This window comes from Pseudomonas sp. R43(2017) (assembly GCF_002112345.1).
Taxonomy (GTDB): Bacteria; Pseudomonadota; Gammaproteobacteria; order Pseudomonadales; family Pseudomonadaceae; genus Aquipseudomonas; species Aquipseudomonas kribbensis.
Genome location: NZ_NEHJ01000007.1, coordinates 318,203 through 332,886, shown reverse-complemented (window position 1 = coordinate 332,886; position 14,684 = coordinate 318,203). Strand labels below are relative to the sequence as shown.

Genomic DNA, 14,684 nt, shown 5'->3' with positions numbered 1-14,684 from the left:
AAGCAGCCGCCACTACTGCCGAACACAATCGGCAGGCACAAAAAAACCGTGCCCGGATCACTCCGGCGCACGGTTTTTTTATCGCTGCGTCTTACTTGTTCACAGCGTCGGTCAGGCCTTTGGCCACAACCAGCTTGATCACTTTCTTGGCAGGGATTTCGATGGCAGCGCCAGTCGACGGGTTACGGCCAGTGCGGGCAGGACGCTCGGTCACTTTCAGCTTGCCGATACCTGGCAAGGTGATTTCGCCGCCGTTTTCCAGCTGATCAGCAACGATTTGGCCCAGTTGGTCCAGAGCGTTACGCGCGGTGGTTTTCGGCGCGTCGATAGCTTCAGCGATGTCGGCGATCAGTTGGTCTTTAGTAAGAGCCATGTAGTGTTCCTTCCCTATCAAATTCATATGGATTGCAGAGTGCAGTGTCAGCCATCGAGCCCGATCTTCTGGATCTGGCACCCTCGGCGATAACCACGACGAGTCGGGGTTATAGATGCCGAAATCAGGGTTTGGTTCGACCTGACAAATGCTGAATGCACGCTTAACGCAGTGACTACGCGTAAGACCGGGCAAAACTAGCACAGAGACAAGGAAATATCCGCCTCTAGCTAGCCAAATGGTCAGGTTTATTGCGCTAAATCGGTAAATAAATGCATAAGCGCCGCCCCATGACCCCGAATTGCCCTTCAACCCGCGCCAAAACCAGTGGTTGCGGTACACTGAGCGCTTTTTCGGGGGAGCCCGCCCTCCTCCCTTTCACTTGCCGAGAAGCCCATGCCGATCCGTCATTGCATCGTCCACCTGATCGACAAAAAACCCGATGGCACGCCCGCAGTCCTGCACGCCCGTGACTCCGAACTGGCCGAGTCCGCCGCCATCGAGAACATGCTCGCCGACCTCAACGAGAGCTATAACGCCAAACAGGGCAAAGCCTGGGGCTTGTTCCATCCGGAGTCCGGTGCGTTCCCGTTCAGCGGCTGGCTGAAGGAATACATGGAGGGCGGCAAGGACTTCACCGCGTTCAGCAAGGTCGCGGTCGAGCACCTGCAAAAGCTGATGGAAGAATCGAACCTGTCGGTGGGCGGCCACGTGCTGTTCGCCCACTACCAGCAAGGCATGACCGATTACCTGGCCATCGCCCTGCTGCACCACAGCGAAGGCGTGGCGGTAACCGATCAACTGGACGTGACCCCGTCGCGCCACCTCGACCTCGGTCAACTGCACCTGGCGGCACGGATCAACGTCTCCGAGTGGCAGAACAACAAGCAGTCCAAGCAGTACATCTCGTTCATCAAGGGCAAGAACGGCAAGAAGGTCTCGGAATACTTCCTTGACTTCATCGGTTGCCAGGAAGGCGTCGACGGCCCGGGCGAGACCCGCACGCTGCTCAAGGCCTTCAGCGACTTCGTCGAGAGCGAAGACCTGCCGGAAGATTCCGCCCGCGAGAAGACCAAGACTCTGGTCGACTACGCCAGCAGCCAGGCCAAGCTCGGCGAGCCGATGGGCCTGGAAGAACTGTCGGAGCTGATCGACGAAGAACGCCCGAAGGCCTTCTACGACCACATCCGCAACAAGGACTACGGCCTGTCGCCGGAAATCCCGGCAGACAAGCGCACGCTCAACCAGTTCCGCCGCTTCACCGGCCGCGCTGAAGGCCTGTCGATCAGCTTCGAAGCGCATCTGCTGGGCTCGAAAATCGAATACGACGAAGAAGCCGGCACCCTGGTCATCAAAGGCCTGCCAACTTCGCTCACCGATCAGCTGAAGCGCCGCAACTGATGCTCGGCAATGTGCTGAAGAAAGTTGCGCTGGTTCTGCTGGTGGTCGTGGTCTATCAGAACTGGGGCAAGATCGAACGGATGTTCAACCCGTCGCAGATGGCCTCCGAGCAGGTTCGCGCCAACGCCAAAGTGGTGCTGTACACCACCGACTGGTGCGGCTACTGCAAGCAGACCAAACGCTTTCTCGATCAGAAAGGCATTCCGTTCAGGGAGTTCGACATCGAGAAAGACGCCGAGGCACGCAAGGCGTACGAAGCGCTGGGCGGGCGCGGGATCCCGCTGATCGACGTCAATGGCACGTTGATTCGCGGGTTTGATCCGGACGACATTCTCGCCGCACTGAAATGAACGAGGGAGCCAATCGGCTCCCTCTTTTTTTCAGCGTTTCTCGATTCGGAAACCGAACCGCGGAAAGTGCACATGCACCACGCCGCCACGTTCGTCTTCACGGCGCAGGATCAGCTCCTCGCGACCTGCAAATACCAGCTCTCCGGCAACCGGATCAACGCCGTAGTCAGTGGCCGCGATCACGACTTGCTGGCTCGCTTCAAACCCGTTCGGATCGACAAATACTTCTTGCGGCAATGCCGCCGGGGTCGAACTGCGCGCAATTTCCAGCGCTTCTTCCGACGTCATCGCACTCGCCGCACCATGGCCGAAGCCCAGCACCCGCCCAAGCCACGCGGACACCGCCGGGTAGTTATCCACCAACGGCGCGGTGACGTGCGTAGCTTTGAGGAACCACAACGGATGCGCCATGGCGAAGTCGGCAATCGACGCTTCACCGAACAGGAAGTCGCCGTCCTCACGTTGCAGCTGCTGCTCCAGACGCGCCATGATGGTTGGCCAATTGTGCTTGGCTTGCTCGGCCGAAATTTTGGTCGCGCTGCCACCACTGAACAGTCCGGCACGATCGGCGAGGAAGGCCTTGATCGCTTCCGGCGGCAACTTGCCGAAACGCACCGCTACCGATTCCGGCTGGAACACCAGACTCACCGCATGCTGGAAAACCACCGAGTCAGCCCAGGCAGCGAAACTGGCGGCGATCATTTCCTGACCTTCCGGGAAGAACGAAGGCTGGGCCTTTTCCTGCTCCAGACGACGGGCGATCAACGCGGTGTCGCAGTAGATATCGGCGCCGATCTGCAGCACCGGGGTCTTGCGGTAGCCACCGGTCAGGGCGGTCAGATCCGGTTTTGGCATCACCGGCGAAATGTGCACCGAACGCCAGGACAAGCCCTTGAAACCCAACAGCAGCCGGGCCTTTTCGGCGAATGGAGAGGTCGGGTAATGATGGAGGATCAACTCGGACATGCTCGGCTCCGCCGCACAGAAAGTGAACCAGCAGCTTAGCGCGCAAATCGTTCGCAGCCTACGGATCCGGCTGATGGGAACTGATCAGTCAGGTTGATAAGGCACTCGAGAGTTCTCGAAAAAAACCGTCTCAGCGAAACCGAGACGGTTTTCCCGCTGCAATGGCCTTACATCAGGTCATCGAAGTGATCTCGCAGGAACTCGTAAAAGCGAAACGCTTTGAACGACCTCCATACGAGGCTCAGAGTACGCAGCAAAAGCTTCATACGTTTTGGCCTCCGGTTGGGGGCCAAACCTCCAGCGTGCTTACCGGACCACGTACGCCTTCGGAATACACGCCAATGTACCCAATGAGGCGGCCGGTTGTGATCCCCCTGAAAAATCATTCCGGCACGGGAGCAACCCCATGTCAGAGGGCATGAAACCGTTACGTCGATCAGCCAGACCTCAAAAGCTGCATTGGCATGCGAGCGGACGAATAGTAATCGGATTGCTATACCGCCATTTAAACAAATGAGCTCAAAATCGCATTCCCTGGAATGGGTGTTTCAAGGCTTGCCTGGTGACGTAAAGACGAATACTCTTGGCCTGCGCCAGTGTATCCAGTGAGATGCTAAACCCCGGCCGCAAACCGAGGTTTACAGAAAAAACCGCCTACAAGGGCGGTTTTTTCTTGCCTGTCGTTTATGCAACGTGTCGCCTCTACGGAAGGGATATCTACAAGGATTGAGGGCTTATTCAGTCCGGCTGATAAGACGCCACCAGACACTCCTTCGCGCTCTTCCTGAGCTTCTTGATCAACCGTTCCTGGCGCAACGCATCACTCTTGTCGCGGCACCGCTCGGTATAGACCAGCGCCATCGCCGGGCTCGAGAGAAAGAATCGCGCACCCTTGCCGCTCTGGTGCTTGGCGAAACGGCGCACGGGATCATCGCTGATCCCGCAGTACAGCGAACCGTTGGCGGCACGAACGAGGTAGACGAACCAGGACTTGCTCACTGGAACGTCGGCTTCGGGAGGATTTTCGCTGAGGCTGGTCACGGGGTAATTCAGGCGCAAGGGAAACAGGCGGCGATCTTATCAGCGACTCGCCTGAAATGCCTTCAGCCCTTTCAGCGCCTGGGCGCGGACGGCGTTGCGCACCAGCGGCGTCCAGCCCAGCAGCAGGCCCTTGAAGCCCAGTGCCTGGCGAGACCAGCGCCACAGGTCGAAGTGGTCGTGGTGTTCACAGATCTTGCCGTCACGGAAGACGAAGCGTGCCTGGATGTCGTTGATCACGACGTTGCCGGTCTGGCTGAACAGGTAGGTCGCCACCCAGTGGGCGCCGCCGCTGCGCTCGTCGGCGCGGACGTTGTCGAAGGTCAGGGAGAAGTCCTTGGCCCGGGTGGTGAGCATGCGCCACATGTCGCCGGCATCGCGGCCGCGCAGCTCGCCGAAGGCCGGATCGCTGAACACTACGTCTTCGGTGTAGCAGGCGGCCATGGCCTCGGCGTCGAGGCGCTGAAAAGCCTGGTAGAAACGGGTGATCAGGGCGCTGTGGGCTTCTTCACTCATGGGCAATCTCCAGGAAATGTACAGATTGCCAGCACGATAATCCGCAAACGCCCGAAACACTATCGGCATTCGCATTCCGAATACCGACAGTGTGTGCACATCAGACCTTTTCGCTTTCCACCTGCACGTACAACGCACGACCGGCACCGAGGCCGGCGAGGATCGCACCGGCACCGACGATGCCGAAGATCCAGCCCACGGCGTTCCAGCCGCCGGTCCAGTCGTGCACCACGCCGACCGCGAACGGCCCCATGGACGCGAGGGTGTAGCCGAAGCCCTGGGACATGCTCGACAGGTTCGCCGCGACATGGGAGTCCCGCGAGCGCAACACGATCAGGGTCAGCGCCAGGCTGAACGTACCGCCCTGCCCAAGGCCCAGCAGGATCGCCCAGCCCCACAAGCCTTCGATCGGCGCATAGAGGCAACCGAACAGGCCGCCAAGGGTCAGCGCCATTACCACCACGATCGCCAGCCGCTGATCCTTGCCGCGTGTGGCCAGCCACGGCGCCGCCAGCGAACTGGCAAGCTGGATGATCACCGAACCGGACAGCACCAGACCGGCCTGGGTCGGCGTCAGCCCGCGACCGATCAGGATCGACGGCAACCAGCCGAACACGATATAGGCCAGCGACGATTGCAGGCCCATGTACAAGGTCACCTGCCAGGCCAGCGGATCTCGCAGCAGCCCGCGCACTCGGTACGCGACGTTGTGCGCGCCGTGCTTCTGGCCGATTTGCGGCAGCCAGAACACCGCAGCGACCAGTGCCGGAATCACCCAGAACCCGAGGCCCATGGCCCAGCTATGGTCGAAGTGCTCGCTCAACGGCACGGTCGAACCCGCCGCCATTGCCGCGCCCAGGCACAGGGCCATGGTGTAGACACCGGTCATGGTGCCGGCGTGTTTGGCGAAGTCGCGCTTGACGATGCCGGGCAGCAAGACGCCGATGATGCCGATACTTGCACCACCTAGAACGCTGCCGGCAAACAGACCGATTTCACCGAAGTTGCTGCGCAGGATGATGCCGCCGGCCAGTGTCAGCAGAATCCCCAACACTACTCGTTCGGCACCAAAACGCCGCGCCAGCACCGGAGCCAGCGGAGCGAAAAGACCAAGGCACAGCACCGGCAACGTCGTCAGCAACCCCGCCTGAGCGGCGGACAAGCCAAGGCTTTTCGACACTTCACTGAGCAGCGGCGCCATGCTCGACAGCGCCGGGCGCAGGTTCAACGCCACCAGAATCAGCCCCAGCAGCAACAGCCACGGGCGCCGCACCAGCGGATGACTTTGCTGCACCTGCTCGTCATCGGCCTCGGCATCGATCAGCAGCTCCTCCAGTTCGGCGGTGCGCTTGGGGGCGTTGGCGGTTTCAGGGCGGGACATGGTTTTCTCGGTTTCAGGGTTCATTGATCAGTTGCCTCGACAGGGCCTTGGCCCGTTCCGGGTCACGCTGTTCGACGGCTTCGAACAGGGCGATGTGCAAATCGAAGACTTCCTGTCGACGAGGGACGATGTTCAGGGTCTGACGCAGTTGCGCGCCGACGATGCTGGAGAAATAGCGATACAGCTCGCTGAGGGTCGGGTTGTGCGCGGCGTCCACCAGACGGCGGTGAAACACCAGGTCACAGGCGATGTAGCTGTCGAGGTCACCGTGATAGTGGCTGCCGGCAACGCCAAGCGCCTCGCGCAGACCCGCCAGATCCTCATCGGTACGGCGCAACGCCGCCAGGCCGATGGCCTCGACTTCAAGGATGTGCCGGGTTTCCCGGGCCTGATCCAGCGAGCACTTGGACAGCGCCTTGAGCGTGTCCATCGGATCGACCACCGCCCGTAGATAACTGCCGTCGCCCTGGCGGATTTCGATCAGCCCGGAGAACGCCAATACCCGCATGGCCTCGCGCACGGTATTGCGGCTGATGCCGAGTTCTGCGCACAGCTCGGGCTCGGTCGGCAAACGCTGACCGACCTGCCAGGTGCCATCTGTGATGCGTTGGCGCAATTGATCCAGGGCCTGATCGACCAGGGATCGCTTAATAAGTGGAGAAATGTCTGACATAGGATTCGCCCTTTCATCCAATCATGGGATGAATTTTCTGACATGTTAGTCAGCTCCGTGTAGGACGGCAACCACCTAGGTTGATTGGGAGGGAAATGAAGCGGGATTTTCGATTGGTCAAAATTACCCTTTAAGGGTAATTTCAGGGACAGGGTTTGGGTTTCTTATGGAAAAGAACACACCCCATTATGACTTGGTGGTGATCAAGGCTGAGGTCAGGCGACTTGGCAAAAAAGCCTTCACCAGGTCTTCGGCAAAATCCGGTGAGAAGCTCGGCTTTAGCTTCAGAGAGATGCAAGAAATCGTTTTCGAGTTACAGAACAGGATGTTGTACAAATCCATGACCACTTATGACGATCATCGAGTCTGGCAGGACGTGTATCACATCACTTCACAAGATCAGGAGATTTACATCAAGGTGACCTACCGCCCAGGCGGCCCACCGGTAATTTCCTTCAAGGAGAAAAACCCATGAAAACCCAGCAATGTGTCAGCTGCGGTGCACGTGAGGGAATGAGGCATTTCGAGGGTCGCGCCGAAACCTTGAGTGTCAAAGGCATGGAGCGCCGTGTAGATAATCTTTCTGGCTGGGAGTGCCAGAAGTGCGGTGAGGTCGAGTGGGACTTCGACACTGACAGCGCAGAACGTTTTGGGGAAGCAGGGGATGAACTGGTATTCGCTGCCAGGCAAATGATCGGTGACGAGATGAGGCGTATCCGTCGAAAATTGCACCTTACGCAAAAAGAGACGGTGCAATTATTGTCGGGTGGTGGACATAACGCTTTCTCTCGCTACGAGCGCGGCGAAATATTGCCGCCCAAAGCACTGATACTGCTGATGCGACTGTTGGATCGTTACCCGTACTTGCTGACCGATGCAAAGTCTCTCGGTGAAGGGGCAGACTTGAGAGGCTTCACACACACCGTCCACAAAGAACACGAAACCCTCACCGTGTCCTGATCCCCAAAAAACAAACCCGGCACAAGGCCGGGTTTGTTTTATGCATCAGATCTCAATGCAGGATCTGACTCAGGAACAGCTTGGTCCGATCATTCTGCGGATTGTCGAAGAAGTCGTTCGGTGCCGCCTGCTCGACGATCTCGCCCTTGTCCATGAAGATCACGCGGTTGGCCACGGTGCGGGCGAAGCCCATTTCGTGGGTCACGCAGAGCATGGTCATGCCGTCTTCGGCCAGGCCGATCATGGTGTCGAGAACCTCTTTCACCATCTCCGGGTCGAGTGCCGAGGTCGGCTCATCGAACAGCATGATTTTCGGTTTCATGCACAGCGCACGGGCAATCGCCACGCGCTGCTGCTGACCGCCGGACAGTTGCCCCGGGAACTTGTGCGCCTGCTCCGGAATGCGTACGCGCTCCAGATAGTGCATGGCGATTTCCTCGGCCTTGCGCTTGGGCATCTTGCGCACCCACATCGGCGCCAACGTGCAGTTCTGCAGAATGGTCAGGTGCGGGAACAGGTTGAAGTGCTGGAACACCATGCCGACCTCACGACGGATCGCTTCGATCTGCTTGAGGTCGTTGGTCAGCTCCACGCCATCGACCACGATGCGGCCCTGCTGGTGTTCTTCCAGGCGGTTCAGGCAGCGGATGGTGGTGGACTTGCCGGAACCCGACGGGCCGCACAGCACGATACGCTCGCCCTGTTTGACGTTGAGGTTGATGTCTTTCAGCACGTGGAACTGGCCGTACCATTTGTTCACGCCCTGCATCTGAATGATGCCTTCCGGGCCCACTGGCTTTTTGATTGCTTCGCTCATCGAAAAAACTCCTAACGCTTGTGGCCAGTGTCGAGCTTGCGTTCCAGATGCATGGAATAGCGCGACATGCCAAAACAGAAAATCCAGAACACCAGGGCGGCGAACACGTAGCCTTCGGTGGCCATGCCCAGCCATTTCGGATCGGCAGCGGCTTGTTTGACGCTGTTGAGCAGGTCAAAGAGGCCGATGATGATCACCAGGCTGGTGTCCTTGAACAGCGCGATGAAGGTGTTGACGATGCCGGGAATCACCAGCTTCAGGGCTTGCGGCAGAATCACCAGGCCCATGGCGCGCCAGTAACCGAGGCCCATCGCGGCCGCGGCTTCGTACTGGCCTTTGGGGATCGCTTGCAGACCGCCGCGCACCACTTCGGCGACGTAGGCCGACTGGAACAGGATCACGCCGATCAGTGCCCGCAGCAGCTTGTCGAAGTTCATGCCTTCGGGCAGGAACAGCGGCAGCATCACCGATGACATGAACAGCACGGTGATCAGCGGCACGCCGCGCCAGAACTCGATGAACGTCACGCAGACCACACGAATGGCCGGCATATTCGAACGTCGTCCCAGGGCCAGCATGATCCCCAGCGGCAGCGCGCCGGCGATACCGACGGTGGCGATTACCAGAGTCAGCATCAGGCCGCCCCACTGGCTGGTGGCAACGGCGCTCAGGCCGAACACGCCGCCATGCAACAGGCACCAGGCAACGATCGGATACACCACCAGGAAGCTCAGCCCGTACACCGCTTTACGCGGCACACGTTTGATGAACAGCGGCGCCACGCCGATGACCGCCAGCCACACGGTCAGGTCCACGCGCCAGCGCAGCTCCGCCGGGTAGTAGCCGTACATGAACTGGCCGAAACGCTGCTCGATGAACACCCAGCAGGCGCCCGCCTTGGTGCAGTCGGCACGGGTGGTGCCAACCCAGTTGGCATCGAAGATCGCCCAACTGAGCAGTGGCGGAATCACCAGGTAGATCAGGTAGAACGCAAACAGGGTCAGCAGAGTGTTGAGCCAACTGGAGAACATGTTTGCGCGGATCCACGCCATCGGGCCGAAGACCTTGGCCGGCGGTGGCATGTCGGGTTTGAAAGTATGAGTACTCATGCGCTATTCCTTACCGCTCGATCAGCGCAATGCGCTTGTTGTACCAGTTCATCAGCAAGGAAATGCTGATACTGATCGCCAGGTACACGCTCATGGTGATGGCAATGACTTCGATCGCCTGGCCGGTCTGGTTCAGCACGGTGCCGGCGAACAGCGAAACCATTTCCGGGTAACCGATACCGGCCGCCAGCGAGGAGTTCTTCGCCAGGTTCAGGTATTGGCTGGTCAGCGGCGGAATGATCACGCGCAGCGCTTGCGGGATGATCACCTTGCGCAGGGTCGGGCCGTTGCGCAGGCCGAGGGAACGAGCCGCTTCGGTCTGGCCGTGGCTGACCGACTTGATCCCCGAACGCACGATCTCGGCGATGAACGCTGCGGTGTACACGGTCAGGGCCAGGGTCAGGGCCAGCAGTTCCGGGATCAGCACCCAGCCACCGACGAAGTTGAAGCCTTGCAGCTTCGGCATTTCCCAATGCAACGGAGCGCCGAAGATCAGCGCGCACAGCGTCGGGATCACCAGGAACATCGCCAGGCCGACCCAGAACTTGTGGAACGGCTCGCCGGTTTCCTCAAAACGTTTGGTGGCCCAACGGCTCATCAGCACGATGGCGACAATAGCCACCACGACACTGATCACAAACGCCCAGAAGCCGTCAGCCATTTGCGCGGCCGGCATGTTCAGGCCACGGCTGCTGACGAAGAAGGTGTCGCCGAAGTTGTGACTGTTGCGCGGCCCCGGCATGGTCAGGAATACCGCGAAATACCAGAACAGGATTTGCAGCAGCGGCGGAATGTTGCGGAAGACTTCCACATACACGGTCGCCAGTTTGCTGATGATCCAGTTCGGCGACAGCCGCGCCACACCGATGATGAACCCCAGCAAAGTCGCCAGGATCACGCCGATGAAGGTCACCAGCAAAGTGTTGAGCAGGCCGATCACGAACACGCGGGCATAGCTGTCCGCTTCGGTGTAGGAGATCAGGTGTTGAGCGATGCCGAACCCGGCACTGCGCTCCAGAAAGCTGAACCCGGACGTGATGCCCCGGTGCTGCAGGTTGGTCTGGGTGTTGTCGAACAGATACCAGCCCATGGCGACCACCGCCACGACGGTGATGATCTGGAATAGCCACGCACGCACACGCGGATCGCTGAGGCTGAACCTCTGCTTTGGTGCGCCGATTGAATTTTGCATGAAGTGCCCCGCAAGAAATGGAACAGAACATCACCCGGCGGTTGGCCCGCCGGGTGATAGAACCATTAGCGCACTGGTGGTGCGTACTGAATGCCGCCGTTGTTCCACAGCGCGTTCAGGCCACGGTCGATTTCCAGCGGAGTGCTCTTGCCGAGGTTTTTCTCGAAGATTTCGCCGTAGTTACCCACCTGGGAAACGATTTTCACCACCCAGTCCTTCGGCAGTTTCAGGTCCTTGCCGTACTCGCCGTCGCCACCCAGCAGACGGGCAACGTCCGGGTTCTTGGTGGACTTGGCTTCTTCGAGTACGTTTTTCGAAGTGATGCCGGCTTCTTCAGCGTTCAGCAGCGCGTAACCAACCCAACGAACGATGGCCAGCCACTCGTCGTCGCCGTTACGCACGACCGGGCCCAGAGGTTCCTTGGAAATGGTTTCCGGCAGAACCACGTAGTCCTTCGGCGAAGCCAGTTTGCTGCGCTGGGCGAACAGCTGGGACTTGTCGGAGGTCAGCACGTCGCAACGACCGGATTCCAGCGACTTGGCGCTTTCATCGGAGGTGTCGAAAGTGATCGGGGTGTACTTCAGGCCGTTGGCGCGGAAGTAGTCGGACACGTTCAGCTCGGTGGTGGTACCGGCCTGAATGCAGATGGTCGCGCCGTCGAGTTCCTTGGCACTTTTCACGCCCAGCTTGTTGTTGGCCAGGAAGCCCACGCCGTCGTAGTAAGTGATGAAGCCAGGGAATTTCAGGCCCATGCCCGCGTCACGGGAGCTGGTCATGGTGGTGTTGCGCGACAGGATGTCGATCTCGCCGGACTGCAGCGCGGTGAAGCGCTCCTTGGCGTTCAACTGACTGAACTTGACCTTGGTCGCATCGCCGAACACGGCAGCGGCCACGGCACGGCAGACGTCGGCGTCGATGCCGAGGATCTTGCCGGTCGAATCCGGTACGGAGAAGCCTGGCAGACCGTCGCTCACGCCACACTGCACGAAACCTTTCTTCTGTACCGCATCCAGGGTTGCACCCGCCTGAGCGAACCCGCTGACACCCAGTACTGCAGCAGCAGTCACGATCGCCAGCGTGGATTTCAACATCTTCATTCAAACCTCCAGTTTTGCTCTTGTTGTGTCGGAGCTTGAGTCCAGTCGCACCCTTTTGAGGCGTTGTTGACCCGTGTTGGCTTTTTATAGGGTCAACCGACGCAGGACCTTCGCTATGAGTCTAGTAGGAGAAAATCCACATCATGGACAACTCACTTCTCACCAGTCGGCCGAACGGGCGGTAGCCCTTTCACGTTCGCGAAGCCCGTTGCGGCCATTGGCGAACATCCATCACCGGATTCTTTGCTATCCCGTCGCCGGGCGTTCACTGATAGTGTTACCGCCAGGCGCGAGATCGATTGCACGACTACCTCATAGCAAAGCCCGTACCACACCGCTCGCTGAAGCGATTGAGCGACAGGTCAATAGCAAAACTTGTAGCCTTGCGACATCTTCTTAACGGATCAACCGGGCGCGCACCCCAATCACGCACTTAATGAGAGCGCCCGCACATTTTTGGAGCAGCCATGACCGAGCCCTTGATTCTTCAGCCTGTTAAGGCAGCCGACGCCTGCGTGATCTGGCTGCACGGCCTCGGCGCCGACCGCTATGACTTCCTGCCGGTGGCCGAGGCTTTGCAGGAAAGCCTGCTGAGCACGCGCTTTGTCCTGCCTCAGGCGCCGACCCGTCCGGTGACCATAAATGGCGGATATGCCATGCCGAGCTGGTACGACATCAAGGCCATGAGCCCGGCCCGGGCCATCGACCGCGATGAGCTGGAAGCATCCGCCGATCACGTCATCGAATTGATCGAACAACAGCGCGCCAGCGGAATAGACGCTTCGCGGATTTTCCTCGCCGGTTTTTCCCAGGGCGGCGCCGTGGTCTACCACACCGCTTTTCTGAAATGGCAGGGACCGCTGGGCGGCGTGCTGGCGTTGTCGACCTACGCGCCGACCTTCAGTGACGAACTGGAGCTGTCCGCCAGTCAGCAACGGATTCCGGCACTGGCGCTGCACGGCCAGTTCGACAACGTGGTGCAGAACTCCATGGGCCGCACGGCGTATGAGTATCTGAAGGCCCATGGTGTCACCGTGACATGGCAGGAATACCCAATGGAGCACGAAGTGTTACCCGAAGAAATTCGCGACATCGGCGTATGGCTGAGCGAACGTCTGCGCTGATCGTCCGGGGCTCGATTTTCCGGTGGTCGGGCCCCTTTGATCATCCCACTACGCCGCGCCCGTTTCTTGCATTACACTGGCCGGCGTACATTCCTTAACCAATTGATGAGATGACCGTGCTCAAAGCACTCAAGAAGATGTTCGGTAAAAGCGAGGCTGAGCAGCTCGCGCCCGCTCCCAGTGCGCCGTCGCACGCCCCCGGCCATCGCAGCGATGGCAAACAGGCCGACCGCCAGGCTCCCGTAGCCACACCGAAACGCGAACCGAAAACCGACCCTGTCGCCGCTCCGGTCACTGAACCGGCCCGCAGCGAAGCACCAAAACCGGCCAAGCCACGCCGCGAACCGAAGCCCAAGGCGCCGGTCATTCCCTGGAAACTCGAAGATTTCGTCGTCGAGCCACAGGAAGGCAAGACCCGTTTCCACGATTTCAAACTCGCCCCGGAACTGATGCACGCCATCCACGACCTGGGATTCCCGTATTGCACGCCGATCCAGGCCCAGGTGCTGGGTTTCACCCTCGCCGGCAAAGACGCCATCGGCCGCGCCCAGACCGGCACCGGCAAGACCGCCGCGTTCCTGATCTCGATCATCACCCAGCTGTTGCAGACCCCGCCGCCGAAAGAGCGCTACATGGGCGAGCCACGGGCGCTGATCATCGCGCCGACCCGTGAACTGGTGGTGCAGATCGCCAAGGACGCCGCCGACCTGACCAAGTACACCGGCCTCAACGTCATGACGTTCGTGGGCGGCATGGACTTCGACAAGCAGCTCAAGCACCTCGAAGCCCGCCACTGCGACATCCTCGTCGCGACCCCGGGCCGTCTGCTCGACTTCAACCAGCGCGGCGACGTGCACCTGGACATGGTTGAAGTGATGGTGCTGGACGAAGCCGACCGCATGCTCGATATGGGTTTCATCCCGCAGGTACGGCAGATCATTCGCCAGACCCCGCCAAAAAGCGAACGCCAGACCTTGCTGTTCTCCGCGACCTTCACCGATGACGTGATGAACCTCGCCAAGCAGTGGACCACCGATCCTGCGATCGTCGAAATCGAGGTCACCAACGTGGCCAACGAAAACGTCGAACAGCACATTTACGCGGTGGCCGGTGCCGACAAATACAAACTGCTCTTCAACCTGGTCAACGACAACGGCTGGGAGCGGGTCATCGTATTCGCCAACCGCAAGGATGAAGTGCGCCGCATCGAAGAACGTCTGGTGCGCGACGGCATCAACGCCGCACAACTGTCCGGCGACGTGCCACAGCATAAGCGGATCAAGACGCTTGAAGGTTTCCGCGAAGGCAGAATCCGCGTGCTGGTTGCCACCGACGTGGCCGGTCGCGGCATTCACATCGACGGTATCAGCCATGTGATCAACTTCACCCTGCCGGAAGTGCCGGACGACTACGTGCACCGCATCGGCCGTACCGGTCGCGCGGGCGCCGATGGCGTGTCGATCAGCTTCGCCGGCGAAGACGACTCCTATCAGTTGCCGTCCATCGAAGAAAAACTCGGTCGCAAGATCAGCTGTGAAACCCCGCCGACCCATCTGTTGCGGGCAGTTGAGCGCAAGCGTCCACAGTAAGCGACGCCATAAAGAGAAGCGCAGCCGGCAACGGACTGCGCTTTTTTTTCGCCCGGATATTGTTCAACAAAACTAAAAGTCCATAATGGACAAATTAG

General features: G+C 59.6%; 16 protein-coding genes. 6 read left to right on the top strand and 10 right to left on the bottom strand.

Annotated elements, in window-relative coordinates:
• Positions 1-91 precede the first annotated feature (91 nt).
• Positions 92-373 (bottom strand): HU family DNA-binding protein, encoded by a 282-nt coding sequence (locus CAG02_RS21195; protein WP_003221909.1) that lies wholly within the window; start codon positions 371-373, stop codon positions 92-94.
• 396 nt (positions 374-769) lie between these two features.
• Here CAG02_RS21195 and yejK point away from each other — a divergent pair, with 396 nt between their 5' ends.
• Both yejK and CAG02_RS21185 read left to right on the top strand, forming a co-directional pair.
• Positions 770-1,774: a nucleoid-associated protein YejK gene (gene yejK / locus CAG02_RS21190; protein ID WP_085711674.1), complete on the top strand. Its 1,005-nt coding sequence runs from the start codon at positions 770-772 to the stop codon at positions 1,772-1,774.
• A complete protein-coding gene (locus CAG02_RS21185) occupies positions 1,774-2,124 on the top strand; it encodes a glutaredoxin family protein (RefSeq protein ID WP_085711675.1) in 351 nt (116 codons plus the stop codon). The genes yejK and CAG02_RS21185 overlap by 1 nt, the downstream gene beginning before the upstream one ends.
• A 30-nt stretch (positions 2,125-2,154) precedes the next feature.
• Here the strand turns inward: CAG02_RS21185 and CAG02_RS21180 are convergent, their stop codons facing one another.
• The 5 genes from CAG02_RS21180 to CAG02_RS21160 all read right to left on the bottom strand — a co-directional run bounded on the left by CAG02_RS21180 (position 2,155) and on the right by CAG02_RS21160 (position 6,698).
• Entirely contained in the window at positions 2,155-3,090 is a 936-nt protein-coding gene (locus CAG02_RS21180; protein WP_085711676.1) for a glutathione S-transferase family protein, read from the bottom strand.
• Between the two features lie 738 nt (positions 3,091-3,828).
• Complete coding sequence (locus CAG02_RS21175) at positions 3,829-4,131, bottom strand: GIY-YIG nuclease family protein (protein ID WP_085711677.1); 303 nt, start codon at positions 4,129-4,131, stop codon at positions 3,829-3,831.
• Between the two features lie 39 nt (positions 4,132-4,170).
• Positions 4,171-4,644: a nuclear transport factor 2 family protein gene (locus CAG02_RS21170; RefSeq protein ID WP_085711678.1), complete on the bottom strand. Its 474-nt coding sequence runs from the start codon at positions 4,642-4,644 to the stop codon at positions 4,171-4,173.
• 100 nt (positions 4,645-4,744) lie between these two features.
• Positions 4,745-6,049 (bottom strand): CynX/NimT family MFS transporter, encoded by a 1,305-nt coding sequence (locus tag CAG02_RS21165; RefSeq protein ID WP_085711679.1) that lies wholly within the window; start codon positions 6,047-6,049, stop codon positions 4,745-4,747.
• Positions 6,039-6,698 carry a FadR/GntR family transcriptional regulator gene (locus CAG02_RS21160; protein ID WP_085711680.1) on the bottom strand — a complete coding sequence of 220 codons (660 nt, stop codon included), beginning with the start codon at positions 6,696-6,698 and terminating at the stop codon, positions 6,039-6,041. Before CAG02_RS21160 ends, CAG02_RS21165 begins: the two co-directional genes overlap by 11 nt.
• 166 nt (positions 6,699-6,864) lie before the next feature.
• Here CAG02_RS21160 and CAG02_RS21155 point away from each other — a divergent pair, with 166 nt between their 5' ends.
• Positions 6,865-7,173 (top strand): type II toxin-antitoxin system MqsR family toxin, encoded by a 309-nt coding sequence (locus CAG02_RS21155; RefSeq protein ID WP_085711681.1) that lies wholly within the window; start codon positions 6,865-6,867, stop codon positions 7,171-7,173.
• Entirely contained in the window at positions 7,170-7,658 is a 489-nt protein-coding gene (locus CAG02_RS21150; protein WP_085711682.1) for a type II toxin-antitoxin system MqsA family antitoxin, read from the top strand. The genes CAG02_RS21155 and CAG02_RS21150 overlap by 4 nt, the downstream gene beginning before the upstream one ends.
• Positions 7,659-7,710: 52 nt before the next feature.
• Here the strand turns inward: CAG02_RS21150 and CAG02_RS21145 are convergent, their stop codons facing one another.
• The 4 genes from CAG02_RS21145 to CAG02_RS21130 form a co-directional block, all read right to left on the bottom strand.
• A complete protein-coding gene (locus CAG02_RS21145; protein WP_003221897.1) occupies positions 7,711-8,475 on the bottom strand; it encodes an amino acid ABC transporter ATP-binding protein in 765 nt (254 codons plus the stop codon).
• Positions 8,476-8,486: 11 nt separating this feature from the next.
• Entirely contained in the window at positions 8,487-9,584 is a 1,098-nt protein-coding gene (locus tag CAG02_RS21140; RefSeq protein ID WP_085711683.1) for an amino acid ABC transporter permease, read from the bottom strand.
• A 10-nt stretch (positions 9,585-9,594) separates the two neighbouring features.
• Entirely contained in the window at positions 9,595-10,776 is a 1,182-nt protein-coding gene (locus CAG02_RS21135; protein WP_085711684.1) for an amino acid ABC transporter permease, read from the bottom strand.
• A 65-nt stretch (positions 10,777-10,841) separates the two neighbouring features.
• Positions 10,842-11,873, bottom strand: coding sequence for an amino acid ABC transporter substrate-binding protein (locus CAG02_RS21130; RefSeq protein WP_085711685.1), 1,032 nt, complete (start codon positions 11,871-11,873; stop codon positions 10,842-10,844).
• A 467-nt stretch (positions 11,874-12,340) separates the two neighbouring features.
• Between CAG02_RS21130 and CAG02_RS21125 the strand changes: the two genes are divergently transcribed.
• Positions 12,341-12,997, top strand: coding sequence for an alpha/beta hydrolase (locus CAG02_RS21125; protein WP_085711686.1), 657 nt, complete (start codon positions 12,341-12,343; stop codon positions 12,995-12,997).
• A 110-nt stretch (positions 12,998-13,107) separates the two neighbouring features.
• Complete coding sequence (gene rhlB / locus CAG02_RS21120; protein WP_085711687.1) at positions 13,108-14,586, top strand: ATP-dependent RNA helicase RhlB; 1,479 nt, start codon at positions 13,108-13,110, stop codon at positions 14,584-14,586.
• Positions 14,587-14,684: the final 98 nt, after the last annotated feature.